The sequence below is a fragment of the Stenotrophomonas sp. 115C5 genome (assembly GCF_056861055.1).
The window spans coordinates 171,989-189,810 of sequence record NZ_JBSPUQ010000004.1 but is presented as its reverse complement, the minus strand read 5'-3'; the positions used below and the strand labels follow the sequence as shown (position 1 = coordinate 189,810).

Here is a 17,822-nt window from a genome sequence, read left to right as displayed (position 1 = left end):
GGCCTGCCGCGCCGCCGGACCGATCCGGCGGCGCGCACTTCTTCCCCCGATCTTCCCCCGCACCACCGCAACAGGCCAGCGCCGGGCCAGGGGGCCGGCTGGCCGGAGAGAGAGCCCATGAATCATTCCACCGTGCTGCCGCTGGCAGCGCTGTCGGTCGCGCTCGGCCTGCTGTTGGCCAGCGGTCACGCAGGCGCCCAGTCTGCTTCGCCTCCGCCCGCACCACTGAGCCAGGCCGAACTGTCACGCCTGGTGCAGCATCAGGCGCTGCAGATCCAGCAATTGGAAGCGCGCCTGCGCGCCGTCGAGGGCGGGCAGGGCATAGCGGCCGGGCTACCCACGCCGCCGGCGCCCGCACCTGTGCTTGAGACGCGGGTGGCGGCACTGGAATCCAACCAGCCCAAGCTGCCGAAGGTTTCCTGGGCCAAGGGCGCACCGGAGCTCAGCAGTGCCGACGGCAATACGGTGTTCCGTCCCCGCGGACGCCTGTTCGTCGATGCCTCCAGTACTGACGGTTCCGCGGTCGCCGACCGCAACGTTTCGGGAACGGAGATCCGTTCGGTGCGCCTGGGCGCAGAGGGACGCTACGGAACCCTGGGCTGGGTAGTGGAGGGCGACTTCGCCGACAACGCGGTGGCCTGGAAGTCGGTCTATGCCACGCTGGACCACACCCTGTTCGGCCTGCCGGCCGATCTCACGGTTGGCAATCGCTTGAATGATCGCGGTATCGATGGCTCCAGCAGCACCTCCAACACGCCATTCCAGGAGCGCAACGTGGTCGGCACGCTGATGCTGCCGCAGCGCGGCCTGTTTGGTGTCGGGCTGACCGAGCGCGTGTATGGAAAGAGGTGGCATGCCAGCCTGTCGGTGGCCGGCAACGATCTCAACAATGCCGGCACCGACAACGACAGCCAGACCTGGGCCACGCGCGTGCACTGGAACCCCGTGGCCAGCGACGCGGTCACGGTGCACCTGGGAGCCTGGGCGTTCCACGAGGAGATCGCCGCAGGCGCCAGCGGCGTTGTTCGCAGTTCGGCCATCGCGGGGCATTTCAACGATCTGGTCAAGATCGCGCCGGGCACACTGCTGGGCGCCGAGCGCAGCACGGCTTACGGTGCCGAACTGGCCGGCTTCTTCGGGCAGGCGTGGGCGACCGGCGAATGGGGCACCCGCAGCCTGCGGGGGAGCGACGCCAGCGGCCGTTACGATCGTGACCACGAGGCCTGGGCGATCTCGGCCGGCTGGTTCCTGGCTGGCGCACGCCCGTCCTACACGGGAAAGACCGGTACCTGGGGGCGCGTGAAGGTGGCCGACCCGGTGACACGTGGCGGTCGCGGTGCATGGGAGCTGAAGGGCCGCTATGAAGACGTGGACTATGCCGAGTTGCCCAGTGGCGGCACCGGCCACGCATGGACGCTTGGCGCGAACTGGTACCTCAACGATTTCAGCCGCGTGATGTTCGAAGCCGTCCGTTGGCAGACCCGCCACCGCAGTGGCAGTGCAGCTGGCAGGGATGAAGGCACTACCTTCAATACCCGCCTGCAGCTGGCATTCTGACATCGATACGCCGCCCGCGCGCCGATCAGAGCAGCAGCAGCGCTCCGATCAGTGCGGGCGGCATCACCAGCGCGCCGACGCGCAGGAAGTCGAGCGCACTGACATGCTCGCCCTCGCGACGCAGCGCCACCAGCCACAGCATCGTGGCCAACGAGCCGGTCACCGACAGGTTCGGGCCCAGGTCCACGCCAACCAGCAATGCGGCACGGGTCTGTGCCGGCAGCTCTGCCATCTGCCCCAGCGAACCGGCCGCCAGGCCGACCGGCAGATTGTTGGCCAGGTTGCTGAGAAATGCGGCCGCACCACCCGCCAGCCAGCTGGCCTGCTGCGGCGACGCCTTCGCCAGCGCCTGCAGGGCGCCGGCTGCACTCTGGATCACACCGGTCTGCGCTACCGCTTCCACCAGCACAAACAGCCCGGCCACCAGCGGCAGCACGCCCCAGGATACGTGGCGCAGCAGCGGCAGCGGGCTGCGGCGCTGACGAACCACCACCGCCGCCACGCTCAGTGCACCGGCGCAGAACGTGGCCAGGCCCAGCGGTCCGCTAAGTGCAGAGGTCACCAGCAGAACGCTGCCGGTGAACAGCACACCCAGCGCACTCAGGCGCCCGCCCTCGGTCAGCGGGCGATGCTGCGGCGCGGCCACCAGCGGCTGTGCGATCTCGCGCCGGTGCACCCAGCGCAGCACAAGATAGGTGGCACCGATCGCCGCCAGCGAGGGCAGTGCGAACTGCGCCAGCCATTGCAGCAGCGGCGGCATGTGCTGCCCGTACACCACCAGGTTGGCCGGGTTGGAGATGGGCAGCACGAAGCTGGCCGCATTGGCGATGAAGGCACAGACGAACAGGTAGGGCAGGGGATTGGCGCGGGCCGCCTTGCAGGCCGCGTAGACCGCCGGGGTCAACACCACGGCGGTCGCATCATTGGAAAGAAACACCGTTACCAGCGTGCCGACCAGGAACACCAGGTCGAACAGGCGCCGCCCCGAGCCGCCCGCATGCCGCACCGCATACATCGCCAGCCAGTCGAACAGCCCTTCGCGGCGGGCGAGCTCGGCCAGCACCATCATGCCGACCAGGAAAAGGTAGACGTCGCGGCCTTCGGCGACTGCGTGCCAGGTAGTGCCGAACGACACGGTGCCGCTGAGCGGAAGCAACGCGGCCGCGCCGAGCGCCCACACGTACTCCGGGATGCGGAACGGGCGGAACAGCAGGCCGACAGTGGCAACGGCCACCGCCATCCAGATGATGAGCGAAGAATGGGAAGCGAGCATGGAGTAGGGGCGTGCGCGGTGCCATCCATCGACCCCGCCGCCGGTTCTCCGGCGTATGTGATCGGCGTGCAGGCGCCCGCTGCGATCAGTGCAAGTGCCGGGGTTGCGGCATCATACCGTGCCGGCTGCCCAGCGAATGCCCTGGCGCGGCGCGGTCCGTGACGGCCGCGCCAAGGCATTCAACACGGCGCCTACTGCGTCGCGCACTCTACCTTGCGATCGAACTCGGTGCCCAGTACGACAGAGGTGATCGCAAGCGTTGTGCCCTTCCAGACGCGTTGGCACTGGCCGGCTTCGACAACGAACGCTGGACCGAGCTGGTCGAGCCGGGCATCACCGTGCTTGAGCAACCGGTTGAGGAGATGGGGCGGGCCGCGATGTCGATGCTGCTTGAACGCCTGCGCACGCCGGAGCTGCCGGTGCGCCGACTTGTGATGACGGGCCGGTGCGTGGTCAGAGGGTCGACGGCTGGGCGATAGCTCGACGCCCGATTGCGGCGACCCTGAGAGCGCCGTCCGGGTGTTGGCGGGCCAGCCGTTGTCTGTTACAAGCCATCTGTACACGCAGACACGATGGATGATCGCCTTGTCAGAGCCTTATTCAGCGCTGCTCAGCCTGCAGTTGTGCCACGAAGATCTCTCCAGATGGCTGGCGGCGCCCGTGCCCCCAGCATCCCGATGGTCCGACTGGCGATGCATCGCCGGGCAGTGGCACCTGGGCAACGGCGAATACCTGGCCTCTTCAAGCGACGAGGCGTTGGATCACCTGCTCGCGGACTGCCAGGCGCTGCTGGCTCGCTACCCCGACAATCGCGCCGCATTGAACGCCTTCCTGGCATCTGCACAGGCTGAAAATATCCGGGTTGCCGCCTATGACCGCAGCAGCACGCATTTTGTTGCAGGATCGCTGACCTATTCGGAAAGCCTCTACGATCTCATCGCGTTTCTTGCGGTGGCACGAAGCGCCGCCGATTTCCTGACGGCAGGCGACCAAGGGATGGCGCTGATCCACGACTATCTCTGGGCCGAGGACGATGAGCGGGAGACCGTTGCCGCGATTGCGCTGGTCGGCCAGGGGGAATCCAGCTTCCTGTCTTCCACGGACCTGGATACCGTCACCGCATCCTTCGAAACACTGGTGGAGGCCATGCTGGAAGACCAGGACGACCCGGAGTTTCATCCGCGCAACCAGCTCGATCGACTTTGACCCACGCTGTGTGTATCCCACTGGGACGACCGCCAAGGACCCCGACATGAAAGGACATCACGCCCTCCATGCGCGTCGCGGCATACGTTGGCTCCTCGCACTGGGCCTCTGCGTCCTGCCGGGATCCGCCCTAGCCGGTACAACGCAACCGGCACGCACCTGGCTTGTCAGTGGTTCGGAGCTGATGACGCTGCTGCAAGGAAATGGCGCCGACGGCTTCTGCGACGGCGATGAGTGCCGAAGCCTGTCCAGCGCTCGCGCCAGCGCCTATATCCAGGGCGTTGCCGATGCCAGCCACGCCCAGTGGTGTGGCCAAGGCCGGATTCTTCCGCACGAGTTGGTTGACCGGGTCGCTTCACATCTTCGACAGCTGCCCCGCGAGCGATTGCAGCAGGATGCGTCTTCACTGGTTGCCGAAGGGCTTCGAACGGCATTTCCCTGTGGTGGCGGCGCGTCACGTGGTGGCAGTGCCGAGCCCGGCAAAGACGAATAGGACAGGTTGCGCCCAACGCGTGAAGACGCGAACGTCCTACACCCTCGCGACACGGTGCATTCACGGCCGCCGACACCCGCGCTGTCCACACTGCATGCTCCTTCCACAGCACGAGGTGCCCCATGGCCACCTGTGATGTCTGCGGCAACAACTACGACAAGAGCTTCACCCTCCGGCAGGGCGGGCGCAGCGGCACGTTCGATTCGTTCGAATGCGCGATCCACGCATTCGCACCGCGCTGTGCACACTGCGATTGCGCTGTTATCGGGCATGGTGTTGAAGGAAACGGCCAGATCTTCTGCTGCGCACACTGCGCCGGTCATTCAGGTGTAAAGGGTTTAGCCGACCGGGCCTGAGTCGCCTTGAGCGCCATCCCGCTGCTGCCCAGAGACAAGCGAAGAAACCCGCGCGACCCGCGCTGCGCCTGAACCAGCAAGCAGCGCCAGTGCACGTCGCTTTTGCGCTGGTATCCCCGCCACGGCCTCCGACGCCAACACCACGTGGAATTCCCTGGCGTTGGCGTCCAACGCTGTAGCCAGGACGCACGAATCGGCCGTCATGCCACACAGGCAAAGGTGGCGCACTCCCAGTTTGGCCAGCATAATCGGCAAAGGGCTGGCCAGAAAGGCCGAGTGCTTGGGCTTGAGCACGAAGTAGTGTCCAGGCAACGGCGACAGAAGGGGGGCGATTCGCCCCGCCGGGCCACCGTCGCGCCGGCACTGTTCCACCTGCTGGCGGAAGTCGCGCTTCCACTCCGAGAAATTGTCATTGGCATAGATGACCGGCCAACCGCGTTCATCGAAATGATCCCTCAGGCGCAGGATCTGCCGGGCCGCCCGCTCTGCCGCCGGCGCCAGCTTTTGAGCGCCTGGGAAGTCGAATCGGCTGAACATGTCGATGATCAGCAGGGCCGTCGACGGAACATTTCGCATGGGTCAATCACCTGTCTGCGCGTGTGGGGCCTCAACCGGCTTGGATTGCGGCGAGTCTTTCTGGCGCAGGAAAATCGTCAGCACCACCAGGGACAGCACGGCCAGGAATTCGCTCTGCCAGTTCTGCATGGATTCGAACCAGAATGTGCTGCTGGCGAGGTGCTCCACAAAGCCTGGCGGCGGCAATCCCTTCAACTGCTGTTCGGCCTCCTCGGCGCGCCAGCTTCCCACCGCATGCAGCGTAAAGCTGAACAGAAACAACAGCCCGAACGCAATCGCAAGCGAATGATCGTAAAGCGTCTTCCATGGACCGCCGCGCCTTGCCGGCCACGGCGCGGGCCCCGGCTCGACACGATTCTGTTCCTGCGCAGGATCCAGCGGCCGCGATTCGGCCGAGCCGCGCTGGCGCAGGCTGACCGTCAGAAGTACATACATCCCCATCTGCAGGAACTCGCTCTCCCAGTTCTCGAACGTGGCGCTGACGAAGTGCCCCGTCGCGAGGTAGTGCCAGAGATCGATCGGCGCACGTCCGTGCTCGATCAGTTCCTGGTTGTGCACGTGATGCCCGGCAACCGCCTGCCCAACGATGAACACAAGCGTGAGTGCAAGCAGCACCAGCGAGAGACCGTTGCGTTTCCACATGCAACACCTCGATCAGCTGTTCCAAAGACCGTGCGGAAGCATGCGAGGGCAAGAGGGCAGGGCTCGTGATTACTGCGCATCGAGGATGTGAGGCGGGCTCAACGCTTGCCTGTCGGGTCAGGATCCGGCCGCTCGTAGTCTTCAGGTACCGCCTTGGGGCCGTCCCCATCGTCGGGCATGTCGTGGTCCTTCCACCTGGCCTGGTCGTTGCGACGTTTGTCCGGCGTATGGGCCTTCGACTGATCGTCCACGTCTGTGGTTGGATTGAAAGGCAGCTTGTCGTTCATGGGCAGCTCCTGCGGCGAGAACCTGAAGCCTGCATCGGTCCGGGTTAACGCCACGACGCCGCGGAATGAACGCTGCGCACACCCGGATGTCACCGCAGCAGGAGGAGTGCCCTGCGATGCTGGTGTTCCGATCTTTCTGGAGCACCGCGATGCAGGCATTGACCTATCACGGCCGCAAGGATGTGCGCGTCGAGACCGTGCCGGACCCGGTACTGGCGGCCGAGGATGATCTGATCCTGAGGGTGACCGCCACCGCCATCTGTGGTTCGGACCTGCACCTGTACCGGGGCAAGATTCCTGACCTGCACGATGGCGATGTGCTGGGCCACGAATTCATGGGCGTGGTGGAAGAGGTCGGCAGCGGCGTGACCCAGGTGAAACCCGGTGATCGCGTGGTGATCCCGTTTGTGATTGCCTGTGGCGAGTGCTTCCACTGCCGGCTGGCCGAGTATGCCGCCTGCGAGACCACAAATCCGGGCAAGGGCGCCGCACTGAATCAGAGGGGCATACTGCCTCCGGCCGCATTGTTCGGCTACAGCCATCTGTATGGCGGCGTGGCCGGTGGGCAGGCCGAATTCGTGCGTGTACCGAAGGCGAATGTGGGTCCCTTGGGCATTCCGGAAGGCATTGCTGATGAGCAGGTGCTGTTCCTGTCTGACATTCTCCCCACCGGCTACCAGGCTGCGTTGAACGCCGGGGTCAAGGCAGGCTCGACGGTGGCCATCTTCGGTGCCGGGCCGGTGGGGCTGATGAGCGCAGCCTGCTGCCGGCTGCTGGGGGCCGAGACCATCTTCATGGTGGACCATCTTCGCTACCGCCTTGACTACGCGCGTCGCGCCTACGGGGTGACCCCCATCGACTTCAGGGAGATCGAGGACCCGGCCGATTACATCCTGACCCAGACCAGCGGGCGCGGCGCAGACGCCTGCATCGAGGCCGTAGGCTTCGAGGCCGAAGGCAGTGCGCTGGAGTCAGCGCTGACCGCCGTGAAACTGGAAGGCAGCAGCGGGGTGGCGATCCGGCAGTGCATCGCAGCGGCCCGCCGCGGCGGCGTGGTCAGCATCCCCGGTGTCTATGCCGGCTTCATCCACGGTTTCCTGCTGGGCGACGCGTTCGACAAGGGCTTGACGTTCAAGATGGGGCAGACCCATGTCCAGGGGCTGATGCCCGAGCTGCTGGACGCCATCATGGAAGGAAAGCTGGACCCGGGTGACATCATCTCGCACCGGATGCGCCTGGCCGATGCAGCGCAGGGCTATGCGATGTTTGATGCCAAGGATGACGACTGCCGCAAGATCGTTCTGACACCGTGAGCGTGGCGCCATGAGTGCGATTGTCGTGGGCTGTGTGTACGCACTGTGGTTGGTGGCCGGTTCGCTGGACTTCCATTTTCACCGCCGGACCGACCTTCCACACACCTCCGCGATGCGCGAAAGCCTGTTGCATGGGGTGCAGCTGCTTCTGATCGGCAGCGGCGTGCTGGCGTGGCTGCTGCTGGAAAACACGTTGTCGCTCCTCACGTTTCTGGCACTTCTGGTCATCGCACACGCGGTCGCCGGATACTTCGATACCGTCAGCGCGGACGGCCGTCGACGCATCAGCCCGGCGGAACAACATGTGCACAGCGTGCTGGATGCCGCGCCGTGGGTCCTGCTGGGCTGGGTCGGCTGGCAGGTCCACCCCCGGTGGTCGCTCGACGTGAAACCTGCAGCACCGGACGTCTGGTGGTTCACCCTGTTGCCGGCACTGGGCCTGGTGGTGCTGCCATGGCTGTGGGAACTGCGGCAGTGCGTGCGTGCACGAGAGCAACGCACGCAGACGGGTCCGTGAGGATCACGGTACCGGGCATTCATGTGCCCGCCACGCCGTCAAGACAGGCATGTGACTGCCTGCCGCCTACGTTCATGGCGTATCTCCATTGCAGGTCTGCCACCCATGCAGGATGTGACGTCATCCTCTTCGCTGTTCAATCGCGCACGCCAGGTGCTGGTACAGCAACCGGCATTGCCTTTGCCCGGGGGCGGCCAGACGCTGCAGCGTTGGCAGGCGCTGGCAGCCTGGGGGGCAGAGGATCTCTGCCTGGCCAAGGTACTGGAGGCCCACTATGACGCCCAAGCGATTGCTGCCGAGTTGAGGGTGCCCATCCATGCTGAAGACACGTTGCTGGCGGTGTGGGCTGCAGAGGGTCCGGCCAACACCGTTCGCATCGATGCCGGCGGTGGACTGTACGGTGACAAACCCTGGTGTTCCGGCAGCGCATGGGTGGATTCGGCACTGGTAACGGTTCGCAACGCGCAGGGCGTGTGGCTGTGCCAGGTGGCGGCGGAACACTGGCACACACTTGCAGGCGAGCCATGGCCCGCCGTGGGCATGGCCGCAATCCCGTCCACCACGGTGCGCTTTGACGGCGCACCGATGGTGATCCTGGGGACGCGCGATGACTACCTTCAGCGCCCGGGCTTCTGGCATGGCGGGGCAGGCATCGCGGCGGTCTGGTTTGGCGCAGCGGCCGCATTGGCCGAGCGCATGCGACCGGCCTGCACCGAGGGGAATCGCGCGCGGCTGCTGGGTGAAGTGGACCTCGCCCTGGGCCCGGCTGCCGCGCTGCTTCGCGAACTGGCGGCGCGCATCGACGCCGCGCCCGAACTGGCCCATCGCGAAGATGTGGTGCGCCTGCGCTGTGTGGTCGAGCGTGCGGCAACGCGTGTGCTGGACCTGGCGGGTCGCGCGCTGGGCCCGGGCCCGATGTGCCTGGAGGCCTCCCATGCCCGGCGCTGCGCGGACCTGACCGTGTTCCTTCGCCAGAGCCACGCCGATCGCGATTGGGAATGGCTGGGGGAGCAGCGTGCCACACAGGAGGCGACATGGGCGCTGTAGCCAGGACACCCCTGCAAGGGGAAGGAACCCAGGAGCAGGCCTGGCTGCACTGCGATTGGCTCTGGCAGCAACCGACCATATCGGCAACCGCACTCTGCAGCGGGCATGACCGCATGGTGGTGGTCGCGCCGCATCCGGATGACGAAATACTCGGCTGTGGCGGGCTGCTGCATCACGCTGTGGGGCAGGGTATCGACGTCAGTGTCGTTGCGGTGACCGACGGTGAAGCATGCTATCCGGGCGAGCCGTGGTGGACGCCCGAACGCCTGCGATCAACGCGCCGAGCGGAGCTTGCCGCGGCATTGGGCGAACTCGGTATTCCGGTCGGCTCCATCTTCCACCTGGGTATCGCCGACGGCGCGGTCAGCGCGCACGAGCAGGGGCTGGAAGGCTGGCTGCAGCAGTATCTGCAACCGCGCGATCTGGTCCTGGCGCCATGGCGGTTTGATGGCCACCCCGATCACGAAGCCGCAGGGCGTGCTGCCTGCCGCGCCGCGCGGGCGGCCGGTTGCCACCGGCTGGAGTACCCGGTGTGGGGCTGGCACTGGCTTGACCCTGCCTGCGCACATATGGCGTGGGAGGTTCCGAAGCTGATCGACATTTCAGCGGTGGCGTCCGCAAAACAAAACGCGATCGCGCATTTCCGGACGCAGACGGGCGACGTGGCGGGCCTGAACAGCCCGCCGGTGCTGCCCGCACATGTACTCGCCCGATTCTTCCGAGACTACGAGGTATTCCTGGCATGAGCGCGCAACCGTACTTTGATGACCTGCATGAGCAGGAGGACCCGTTCGGCTACCGCAGCCGGTGGTATGAAGAGCGCAAGCGCGCGCTGCTGCTGGCAAGCCTCAGCCAGCGCCAGTTCGCTCGCGGCTGGGAACTGGGGTGTTCCAACGGCGTACTGACCGAGGCGCTGGCGGCACGTTGCGAACGCCTGCTGGCAACCGACATCAGTCCCCGTGCGGCGTTCCAGGCGCGCCGCAACCTGGCCCATCTGCCGCACGTGCAGGTCCATTGCGCCAGCCATCCCGAGCAATGGCCGCCAGGACGCTTCGACCTGATCGTCTGCGGCGAGATGGGCTACTACCTGGGGGCAGGCGCACTGCGCGAGCTGCGCGGTGGCATCGATGAAGCCCTTCGCGATGACGGCCTGCTGGTCGCCTGCCATTGGTTGCCCTCGTTCCCGGGACGCGCGAGCCGGACCGAGGTGGTGCATCGATGCCTGGGGGAAGGCCTGCAGGAAGCCTTCCACTACCGCGATGCGGACTTCGTGCTTCAGGGATGGACACGGGGCCCCTTGTCATTGGCCCGGAACGAGGGCTTGCGGTGATAGGCGTCCTGATACCCGCCCACAATGAGGCGGACAGTATCGCGCGGTGCCTGCAATCCATCCGGGTGGCGGCCCTGCACCCAGGCCTCGGCGGCGAAGCAGTGGAGGTAATGGTCGCGCTGGACGCTTGTACGGATGCAACGGGCACCATCTGCCACCGATACCGGGTCGGGAGCGTACAGCTGGATGCACGCTGCGTCGGTGTCGCCCGGGCCGCAGCCGCTGCTGAACTGCTGGGGCGGGGCGCCAGGTGGCTGGCAAGCACGGACGCTGACAGTGAGGTGCCTCCCGAGTGGCTGGCCGCACAGGTTCAGAGCAGTTGTGACGCTTTCTGCGGACTGGTGGACATAGCGACGACCTGCCAGAGTGAACGGCGCCTGCGCAGGGCATTTCAGGCAAGGCAGCAGTGGGGCGACCATCATGGGCGCATCCACGGTGCCAACCTCGGCGTCTCTGCCTGTTCCTATCGGGCCGTTGGCGGCTTTGCTCCCCTGCACTGTAGTGAAGACGTGGCGCTTGTCAGAGCGCTGCAACGCCGCAGTGCGGTGGTGCGATGGGCCGGCGCTCCCGTGGTGATGACCAGTGCGCGTCTGCAGGGGCGCGCTACAGGCGGATTCTCCGCTTATCTGGCGGCGCTGGGTGGCGAGCGCTCTGGCGCGGAAGCACCCGCCCTGATCACCTGAGGGTCAGCCACTCCGTCACGCAAGGGCCCCGTGTTATCGGGGCGTGCGGTTTAGGAAAGCGTTGGGACAGGGCAGGCCACGAAGGCCCTCATCCCTGCCTACTCCGAGATCCGCAGCGTGGCGCGCAGCAACTGGGATGGGCTCTCCCGTGGTGGCGCGCTGCGCCAGCTGAGCCTGGTGGTGGCCCCGTACCTGGGGTGACGGTTGTATGGAGTCAATGCGCGGGCGGCTGCGCGCAGGTATCGCCCAGCACGCGCCGGACCGTGTCCTGCAATTGACTCACATGGAACGGTTTGGCCACAAAGGCTGCGCGCCGGTGGCGCTGCGGCACCAGCTGGTCGTAGACCGCAGAGACAAACAGGTAGGGGATGCCGAGTTCTGCCAGGCGATCAGCGACGGGAAAGACCACACCGTCGCGAAGTTCGACATCGAGCACGGCGCCGTCGAACCGCTGGGTGTCCAGCAGCCCGAGAGCGTCGAACACGCTGTAGGCATGCGTCACCTGATCGCCGACGTCCTCAAGTGCGTGCTCCATGAGTGCGGCCAGGTCGAGTTGGTCTTCCACCAGCAGCAGGTTGCATCTGCGCTGGCCGGTTGCGGATTGCATGCGTGCATGCCTGTGTTGTCCTGGGAACACCAGTTTCTGCTGTGCTGCATCAAGATCCTGCGTGTGCATTGTCAGTCCGGCGCGAAGCTCTGCGCGCGTGGCCAACCTCGTGGAGGAGGCGTGGAAGGCGTTATGGATTTCGTTGACGGCTTCTTGGCATGCACTGTGGATACTGCCGCCGACCCCTTATCGGAGTTTCTGTCATGCCTCAATCCGGAACCGAAGCGGCCTCTCCTGGCGTGCTGCGTATCGAGTGCATGCCGCTCGATTGTGGCGGCGCCGCCATTGTCGTGGAACTGGACCGTACGCCTGATCGGACATGGATGAAGTCGCTGAAGCGAGCGCTGCTGGCCGACGACGCCCTGGACGGTGCACAGGCCAAGTTTGATGGGCGCTTTGTCTATGTCGTGGGCGTGGACGGCGGCGCGCATCGTGCTGAACATCGGGTCATGCAGGCCGTGATGGCGGCAGAGGGCGCGGGCGCCTCGAACGCCAGGCGCCAGCGCCCTGCAGTCAACGTAGGCGTATCCAGCGCCTTGGCGAACTGAGAGCGCCCGGGTCCAGCAAGGGGACGCGGATGTTGTTATCGCCGCATCAGCGCTGCGTGCAGCGCCGAGCTTCGGCGGATCACAGCGGCCGACAAGGCGGTGATTGCCAGCGCTCGACCATGGTCTCCGGAGGCATGTTGCCCCGCACCGGAGATCGAGATGGCAGACCAGAACAACGCCCGAAGCGAGCGCCTGCTGAAGTGGCTGCAGGACGCCTACGCCATGGAACAGGAAGCGGAGACCATGATGAAGGCCATGGCTTCGCGGATCGAGAACTATCCCCAGCTTGCCGCACGCGTCAGCCAGCACGTCCAGGAGACGCAAGGGCAGGCAGCTTCCCTGCGCGAGTGCATTGAGGCGCTTGGGGGAAGCGTGCCCACCGCAAAGGGGCTGTTCGCGAGCATGACTGCCGCCCTCCACGCGGCGGGCACCAGTCTGATGGAGGACGAGGTGGTCAAGAGCGTAGGCCTCTCGTTCGGCTTCGAGAATACCGAGATCGCCACGTACCGGGCGCTGGTGATCGCTGCCGAGCGCGCCGGCGCGCCCGACATTGCGGCCGTGTGTGGCCAGATCCTGCAGGAAGAGGTTGCCATGGCGCGTTGGCTGGAGGACCACCAGGACGGACTGGTCGGAGCGTTCCTCAACCGTGACGAAACGCCTGGCGCCCAGGCCAAGCGTTGACCCCGAAGCCAGCCCACGCCAGCCACCGGAGAAACCCTCATGTTCTTTCATCACAAGAAGCTGATGTACACCGTACGCGTGCGCGAATCCAACCCGCAGCTCGCCAGTCTCATGCTTGAACAGTTCGGCGGCCCACAGGGCGAGTTGGCCGCCGCGATGCGCTACTTCACCCAGGGACTTGGCGAATGCGACCCCGGGCGCAAGGACCTGTTGATGGACATCGCCACCGAGGAGATCAGCCATCTGGAGATCATCGGCACCATCATCGCCATGCTCAACCGCGGGCCCAGGGCGATCCAGTCCGAAGGGCTTGCCGAGGCCGAGGACATGCGCCTGCTGGGCCAGAACAGCACCAGCCACACCGAACAGATCCTGTACGGTGGCGGCCCCGCGCTGGTCAATTCCAGCGGGGTGCCGTGGACAGCCGCCTACATCGACTCGATCGGTGACCCCACCGCCGACCTGCGCTCGAACATCGCGGCCGAAGCGCGCGCCAAGCTGGTGTATGAGCGCTTGATCAACGTTACCGATGACCCGGGCATCAAGGATGCGCTGCGCTTCCTGATGACCCGCGAGATCGCGCACATGAAGTCGTTCGAGAAAGCGCTGCACAGCATCCAGCCCAACTTCCCACCGGGCAAGCTGCCGGGGGATCCCGCGTTCACCGATCTGTACATGGACATGTCGCAAGGCGACGGCACCGACGACCTGCAGGGCAGCTGGAACAGCGGCGAGCTCTGGGAGCGGGTCAGCGACCGCGAGGCACAGGCCGCTGTGGATGGTGGCGACGGCGGCGGCACGGTGGACCTGGACCCGCGCGAACAAGCGGCGGTGCAGGCCATGACCCTGCGCACGCTCTCCGACCCGGAAGCGCGGCCGACCACCGGGGCCGAGCTGGGGGCCGGCCCGGGCGCGGGCGCACTGGACCTGCCACCACGCGAGCCGTGAAAGAACCCGGGGCGCCCGTGCGGCGCCCCGGTTGCAACGCCCCTGGGCAGCGTGGGGCGTACGAAAGTGGGGGGGCCAAAACACCGCCCCCCCCGGGGAGCAGAGGGGTTTAGCCCACCGCCCCGGGGCAGGGGGGGGCGTACTATTGTGGGCGGACATCACGTCCGCCCACGAAGGGATGCATCGGGTTTCAGCGCCGATCAGCGCTGCTGGCCACCGCGGTTGTTGCCGCCGCGTTGCTGCTGTTGCTGCCCGCCCCCCTGGTTGCCGCCCTGGTTACCACCACCACGGCTGTTCTGGCCGCCTTCGCGGCCGATGTCAGCCATGTGCTGGCGGTCCTGGCTCACCGCTTCGCCACCCTTGCGGCCGGCTTCGCGTGCTTCTTCCGAGCTGAATTCATGGGCGTTGCCTGACTCGTGCGCGGCACGTCCACCCTTGGCGGCGATCTCGCGCTGCTTGTCCTCGTCCATCGAAGCGAAACCGCGGTTGCTGGTGCCCTGGTTCTGGTTCTGGTTGGCCATGGAAAGTCTCCTTGGGTTCAGCCGCCTCATTGGCGGCAGCGACCATCTTCCAGATCCGGCGCTAGACGGCGGTGGCACGACTGCCAACGTCGCGTCATCCCGAGGGCTCTGATTCCTCATCCGACCTCCACGAACATTCGTGCGCGCGTGCGCACAAGGGCAGGCACACGTTCAGCGGCCCGACCGCGCGTCAACGCGATGCGGAAGGTACACGCCACAGTTCGACGCAGCCTCCACACCGGTCTCACCGCGCGTACGATCGGTGTGGCTAAGGTAGAGCGGTCTGCAACAACGGTGGTGCCATGCCCTTTAGAGCGATTGCCTATGTAAGTGAAGCCTCCCGCAACCTGACGGAACAGCGGCTGCAGGAACTTGTGGCAGAGGCGGTGCAGTTCAATGAGTCCGCCGATGTCACCGGCACATTGCTGTTCGACGGCTCGCGCTTCCTGCAGTATCTGGAGGGCCCGGAGGCCGGGATCAATGCGGCTTACGCACGCATTCTCGCGGCCGGCAGCCACAGTGGGATCGTCGAACTGAACCGGGGCAGGGTGGGGCGCCGGCAGTTTCCGCACTGGCGGATGCGCAGCGTGCGGGTGGATGAGCTCGCACTGGGGAAGATCGCCATATCCGACTGGACCGGCTTCGTGCGCAGCGCGTCGGCGCTGGAATCGGGCACCAGCGCGCTGGATCGACTACTGTCGGTTTCGCAATCGCAGACGGAAGCAGGCGCGGGCGGCATCATGGAACCAGACGGGCAGCTGGCACGATGATGTCGTCAGCCGCCCCGGGAGTGCCTGAGCTGCCACGCGTCGGTTGTGCAGGGTGGTCGCTGTCGCGGTCGGATCGGGAGGCGTTCGGCGCGGGCGACAGCGTACTGGAGCGCTATGCCACACGCCTGCCGATGGTGGAGGTCAATTCTTCCTTCTACCGACCGCACCAGCCCAGGACTTACGCGCGATGGGCGGCGAGCGTGCCGGAGGGCTTCCGGTTCGCGGTGAAACTCCCGCGCGAGATCAGCCATGAGCGTCGGCTGCGTGATGCAATGCAACCGCTCGAGCGGTTCCTTGAAGGCGTGCTGGAACTGGGTGGAAAGCTCGGTCCGTTGCTGCTGCAGTTGCCGCCCAGCCTGGTGTACGACACGGTCACGGCCGAAGCCTTCCTGCGGGGCCTGCGCGCGCGCACGCAGGCCGAAGTGGCGTGCGAGCCGCGCCATCCGAGTTGGTTTACGGCGGACGTGGATGCGCTGCTGAGCGCGCATGGCGTTGCACGGGTTGCCGCAGATCCAGCACGTGTGCCGGCGGCAGCGATTCCCGGCGGTGATCGCACGTGGAGCTACTGGCGCTGGCACGGCCAGCCGCAGATCTATCGCAGTGCCTACGACGAGCCGACCCTTGCCCACCTTGCGCGGCAGCTGCTGGCCGAGGCCGACGCGCAACGACCCGCCTGGTTCGTACTGGACAATACCGCGCTGGGTCACGCCACCGGCAATGCCCTGCACCTGCAGACGCTGCTGCAGGAGAACGAACATGCCTGAAGGCCCTTCGATCGTCCTGCTGCGCGAAGCAGCGAGCCATTTCAAGGGGCACGTGGTCCGCACCGTCTCCGGGAACAGCCGCATCGACCTGTCGCCGCTGCAGGGCCGAAGGGTCAAGGCGGTCCGCAGTTGGGGCAAGCACTTCCTGCTGGAATTCAGCCATCACACGCTGCGCATCCATCTGATGATGTTCGGCAGCTGGCGCATCGACGAGCGGAAGCCAGCCCCGGCGCGGGTATCGCTGGTGTTCGACAACGGTGAGCTGAACTTCTATGCGTGTTCCGTGCGCCTGATCGACCAGCCTCTGGACGACATCTACGATTGGCGGGCGGACGTGATGAACGATGCCTGGGATCCGAAGCTGGCCAGGCGCAAGCTGAAAACCATGCCGGACGTCCTTGCCTGCGATGCGCTTCTGGACCAGACGGTCTTCGCCGGCGTCGGCAACATCATCAAGAACGAGGTGCTGTTCCGGATAGGCGTGCATCCCGCCACCCGATTGGGCGACCTGCCGCCACGCAGGCTTACCGCGCTGATCGAGCAGGCCCGCGCCTACAGCTTCGATTTCCTGGAATGGAAGCGCTGCTTTGAGCTGAAGAAGCATTGGCAGGTGCACACGAAGAAGGTCTGTCCCGTGTGCGGTGGCCCGATCAGCAAGCTCTACATGGGGACCACGCGGCGACGCACGTTCTTCTGCCCCAATGATCAAGTGCTGTACGGACCCTGAGGCTGCCGTCCGTGGCAGCCGGGTTCCGGGGCGCGTCGATCAGGCGGCCTGCGCCGCCTTGGCATTGCCGCCGCCCTTGGCCAGCAGGGTGAGCTTCTCGTCGGTGGCTTTCTCTTCCTCAAGCGTCTCGAGCAGCAACGGCAGGGCGTCCTTGTAGCCCAGTTGCTTGGCCAGCGCGGCGATGGTGCCGTAGGACGCAATCTCGTAATGCTCGACCTTCTGTGCGCCACCGATCAGGGCGGCATCGCGCACAGGGCCCTTGTCGATGCTGTCGATCACTTCCTTGCCTTCCTCCACCAGGCCCTCCATCGCCGCGCACTTGATGCGCTTCAGGCGAATGCCCAGGATCTCCACAACCTGGTCGATGCGCTCGATCTGGCCCTGGGTTTCTTCCAGGTGCGTTTCAAACGCCGTGGCCAAGTCCGGGTTCTCGGCCGCACGGGCCAGGCGCGGGAGGGCCTTGGTCAGCTGCTTCTCGGCGCTGTAGATGTCCGAGAGTTCGTGGATGAACAGGTCTTCCGCCGTCTTGATAGCCATACTGGGCTCCGCTGTGAATGGAGCACTCAGAGTAGGTCCCGCCCGGTTGCGATCAGGCGGGGGCCAGGTGAAGGCGGCATGTGAACGCCAACGCGAACCTTGCGCGTTGTCTTCACGAGGTGGTGTCTGTCGCCTGCCTGCCGCAGTCCCGATGCCGGCAGTCCTTCGCCATGGCTTCACGGTGGCATCGCCTGGTGCCCATGGGTCGGCCAGTACGGTCACTTCACGCCCGATGACGCATGGAGACTCCCATGAGCGATGACAAGAAGAACACCGGCAGCCCGGACCGGGATCGTATCAACGTCAACGAAGACTATGAACTGCAGTACTGGACCACGGCGCTGGGTGTGTCCGCCGAGGAACTTCGGGCCGCAGTCGCCAAAGTCGGGCCCACCGCCGTTGCTGTACGCAAACACCTGGGAAAGTAGCGCGGAGCTGC

Annotated in this window: 24 protein-coding genes and 1 pseudogene; 18 read left to right on the top strand and 7 right to left on the bottom strand. The window is 65.9% G+C overall.

The window, feature by feature from the left end; genetic code table 11:
* Positions 1 to 117 precede the first annotated feature (117 nt).
* Positions 118 to 1,557, top strand: a complete 1,440-nt coding sequence (locus AC13FN_RS07775; RefSeq protein ID WP_482984458.1) for an OprO/OprP family phosphate-selective porin — start codon at positions 118 to 120, stop codon at positions 1,555 to 1,557.
* Positions 1,558 to 1,582: 25 nt separating this feature from the next.
* Here the strand turns inward: AC13FN_RS07775 and AC13FN_RS07770 are convergent, their stop codons facing one another.
* The gene (locus AC13FN_RS07770; protein ID WP_217015810.1) at positions 1,583 to 2,830 is read right to left on the bottom strand and encodes an arsenic transporter; all 1,248 of its coding nucleotides are present in this window, start codon (positions 2,828 to 2,830) and stop codon (positions 1,583 to 1,585) included.
* A 266-nt stretch (positions 2,831 to 3,096) separates the two neighbouring features.
* Here AC13FN_RS07770 and AC13FN_RS07765 point away from each other — a divergent pair.
* The 4 genes and pseudogenes from AC13FN_RS07765 to AC13FN_RS07750 form a co-directional block, all read left to right on the top strand.
* A pseudogene (locus AC13FN_RS07765) lies at positions 3,097 to 3,309 on the top strand (substrate-binding domain-containing protein); the annotation flags it as partial.
* A 97-nt stretch (positions 3,310 to 3,406) separates the two neighbouring features.
* Positions 3,407 to 4,036, top strand: coding sequence for a hypothetical protein (locus tag AC13FN_RS07760; RefSeq protein ID WP_482984459.1), 630 nt, complete (start codon positions 3,407 to 3,409; stop codon positions 4,034 to 4,036).
* Positions 4,037 to 4,220: 184 nt separating this feature from the next.
* A complete protein-coding gene (locus AC13FN_RS07755; RefSeq protein ID WP_482984460.1) occupies positions 4,221 to 4,529 on the top strand; it encodes a Rap1a/Tai family immunity protein in 309 nt (102 codons plus the stop codon).
* A gap of 122 nt (positions 4,530 to 4,651) precedes the next feature.
* Positions 4,652 to 4,885: a hypothetical protein gene (locus AC13FN_RS07750; RefSeq protein WP_100050556.1), complete on the top strand. Its 234-nt coding sequence runs from the start codon at positions 4,652 to 4,654 to the stop codon at positions 4,883 to 4,885.
* Here the strand turns inward: AC13FN_RS07750 and AC13FN_RS07745 are convergent.
* From AC13FN_RS07745 to AC13FN_RS07735, 3 genes are all read right to left on the bottom strand, one after another.
* Positions 4,868 to 5,461: a cysteine hydrolase family protein gene (locus AC13FN_RS07745; protein ID WP_482984461.1), complete on the bottom strand. Its 594-nt coding sequence runs from the start codon at positions 5,459 to 5,461 to the stop codon at positions 4,868 to 4,870. The genes AC13FN_RS07750 and AC13FN_RS07745 overlap by 18 nt on opposite strands.
* A 3-nt stretch (positions 5,462 to 5,464) precedes the next feature.
* Positions 5,465 to 6,103 carry a DUF6766 family protein gene (locus tag AC13FN_RS07740; RefSeq protein ID WP_482984462.1) on the bottom strand — a complete coding sequence of 213 codons (639 nt, stop codon included), beginning with the start codon at positions 6,101 to 6,103 and terminating at the stop codon, positions 5,465 to 5,467.
* A 98-nt stretch (positions 6,104 to 6,201) separates the two neighbouring features.
* Entirely contained in the window at positions 6,202 to 6,390 is a 189-nt protein-coding gene (locus AC13FN_RS07735; protein ID WP_019337695.1) for a hypothetical protein, read from the bottom strand.
* A 149-nt stretch (positions 6,391 to 6,539) separates the two neighbouring features.
* Here AC13FN_RS07735 and AC13FN_RS07730 point away from each other — a divergent pair, with 149 nt between their 5' ends.
* From AC13FN_RS07730 to AC13FN_RS07705, 6 genes are all read left to right on the top strand, one after another.
* Positions 6,540 to 7,703 carry a zinc-dependent alcohol dehydrogenase gene (locus AC13FN_RS07730; RefSeq protein WP_312391409.1) on the top strand — a complete coding sequence of 388 codons (1,164 nt, stop codon included), beginning with the start codon at positions 6,540 to 6,542 and terminating at the stop codon, positions 7,701 to 7,703.
* A 10-nt stretch (positions 7,704 to 7,713) separates the two neighbouring features.
* A complete protein-coding gene (locus tag AC13FN_RS07725; protein ID WP_053443036.1) occupies positions 7,714 to 8,220 on the top strand; it encodes a hypothetical protein in 507 nt (168 codons plus the stop codon).
* 105 nt (positions 8,221 to 8,325) lie between these two features.
* The gene (locus tag AC13FN_RS07720; protein WP_053443035.1) at positions 8,326 to 9,267 is read left to right on the top strand and encodes a hypothetical protein; all 942 of its coding nucleotides are present in this window, start codon (positions 8,326 to 8,328) and stop codon (positions 9,265 to 9,267) included.
* Positions 9,255 to 10,013, top strand: a complete 759-nt coding sequence (locus AC13FN_RS07715; protein WP_482984463.1) for a PIG-L deacetylase family protein — start codon at positions 9,255 to 9,257, stop codon at positions 10,011 to 10,013. The genes AC13FN_RS07720 and AC13FN_RS07715 overlap by 13 nt, the downstream gene beginning before the upstream one ends.
* The gene (locus tag AC13FN_RS07710; protein WP_019337690.1) at positions 10,010 to 10,597 is read left to right on the top strand and encodes a class I SAM-dependent DNA methyltransferase; all 588 of its coding nucleotides are present in this window, start codon (positions 10,010 to 10,012) and stop codon (positions 10,595 to 10,597) included. The genes AC13FN_RS07715 and AC13FN_RS07710 overlap by 4 nt, the downstream gene beginning before the upstream one ends.
* The gene (locus AC13FN_RS07705; RefSeq protein WP_482984464.1) at positions 10,594 to 11,280 is read left to right on the top strand and encodes a glycosyltransferase family 2 protein; all 687 of its coding nucleotides are present in this window, start codon (positions 10,594 to 10,596) and stop codon (positions 11,278 to 11,280) included. Before AC13FN_RS07710 ends, AC13FN_RS07705 begins: the two co-directional genes overlap by 4 nt.
* Positions 11,281 to 11,494: 214 nt before the next feature.
* Here the strand turns inward: AC13FN_RS07705 and AC13FN_RS07700 are convergent, their stop codons facing one another.
* Positions 11,495 to 11,887 (bottom strand): response regulator, encoded by a 393-nt coding sequence (locus AC13FN_RS07700; protein WP_019337688.1) that lies wholly within the window; start codon positions 11,885 to 11,887, stop codon positions 11,495 to 11,497.
* 203 nt (positions 11,888 to 12,090) lie between these two features.
* On the opposite strand from AC13FN_RS07700, the gene AC13FN_RS07695 reads away from it, so the two are divergent.
* The 3 genes from AC13FN_RS07695 to AC13FN_RS07685 all read left to right on the top strand — a co-directional run bounded on the left by AC13FN_RS07695 (position 12,091) and on the right by AC13FN_RS07685 (position 14,064).
* Positions 12,091 to 12,435: a hypothetical protein gene (locus AC13FN_RS07695; RefSeq protein ID WP_099560605.1), complete on the top strand. Its 345-nt coding sequence runs from the start codon at positions 12,091 to 12,093 to the stop codon at positions 12,433 to 12,435.
* Between the two features lie 159 nt (positions 12,436 to 12,594).
* On the top strand, positions 12,595 to 13,116 hold the full coding sequence (locus AC13FN_RS07690; RefSeq protein WP_482984465.1) for a ferritin-like domain-containing protein: 522 nt from the start codon (positions 12,595 to 12,597) through the stop codon (positions 13,114 to 13,116).
* 39 nt (positions 13,117 to 13,155) lie between these two features.
* Positions 13,156 to 14,064: a manganese catalase family protein gene (locus AC13FN_RS07685; RefSeq protein ID WP_482984466.1), complete on the top strand. Its 909-nt coding sequence runs from the start codon at positions 13,156 to 13,158 to the stop codon at positions 14,062 to 14,064.
* A 200-nt stretch (positions 14,065 to 14,264) separates the two neighbouring features.
* Here AC13FN_RS07685 and AC13FN_RS07680 read toward each other — a convergent pair whose 3' ends face one another.
* Positions 14,265 to 14,585 carry a KGG domain-containing protein gene (locus AC13FN_RS07680; RefSeq protein ID WP_197656316.1) on the bottom strand — a complete coding sequence of 107 codons (321 nt, stop codon included), beginning with the start codon at positions 14,583 to 14,585 and terminating at the stop codon, positions 14,265 to 14,267.
* 302 nt (positions 14,586 to 14,887) lie between these two features.
* On the opposite strand from AC13FN_RS07680, the gene AC13FN_RS07675 reads away from it, so the two are divergent.
* The 3 genes from AC13FN_RS07675 to AC13FN_RS07665 are packed head-to-tail and all read left to right on the top strand — an operon-like array spanning position 14,888 to position 16,846.
* Positions 14,888 to 15,355, top strand: coding sequence for a BLUF domain-containing protein (locus tag AC13FN_RS07675; RefSeq protein ID WP_043395806.1), 468 nt, complete (start codon positions 14,888 to 14,890; stop codon positions 15,353 to 15,355).
* Positions 15,352 to 16,119, top strand: coding sequence for a DUF72 domain-containing protein (locus tag AC13FN_RS07670; protein WP_482984468.1), 768 nt, complete (start codon positions 15,352 to 15,354; stop codon positions 16,117 to 16,119). The genes AC13FN_RS07675 and AC13FN_RS07670 overlap by 4 nt, the downstream gene beginning before the upstream one ends.
* Positions 16,112 to 16,846 carry a DNA-formamidopyrimidine glycosylase family protein gene (locus tag AC13FN_RS07665; protein WP_049481219.1) on the top strand — a complete coding sequence of 245 codons (735 nt, stop codon included), beginning with the start codon at positions 16,112 to 16,114 and terminating at the stop codon, positions 16,844 to 16,846. Before AC13FN_RS07670 ends, AC13FN_RS07665 begins: the two co-directional genes overlap by 8 nt.
* Before the next feature lie 39 nt (positions 16,847 to 16,885).
* Here the strand turns inward: AC13FN_RS07665 and AC13FN_RS07660 are convergent, their stop codons facing one another.
* Positions 16,886 to 17,383: a YciE/YciF ferroxidase family protein gene (locus tag AC13FN_RS07660; RefSeq protein ID WP_019659711.1), complete on the bottom strand. Its 498-nt coding sequence runs from the start codon at positions 17,381 to 17,383 to the stop codon at positions 16,886 to 16,888.
* Between the two features lie 251 nt (positions 17,384 to 17,634).
* Here AC13FN_RS07660 and AC13FN_RS07655 point away from each other — a divergent pair, with 251 nt between their 5' ends.
* On the top strand, positions 17,635 to 17,811 hold the full coding sequence (locus AC13FN_RS07655) for a DUF3606 domain-containing protein (RefSeq protein WP_088025987.1): 177 nt from the start codon (positions 17,635 to 17,637) through the stop codon (positions 17,809 to 17,811).
* Positions 17,812 to 17,822: the final 11 nt, after the last annotated feature.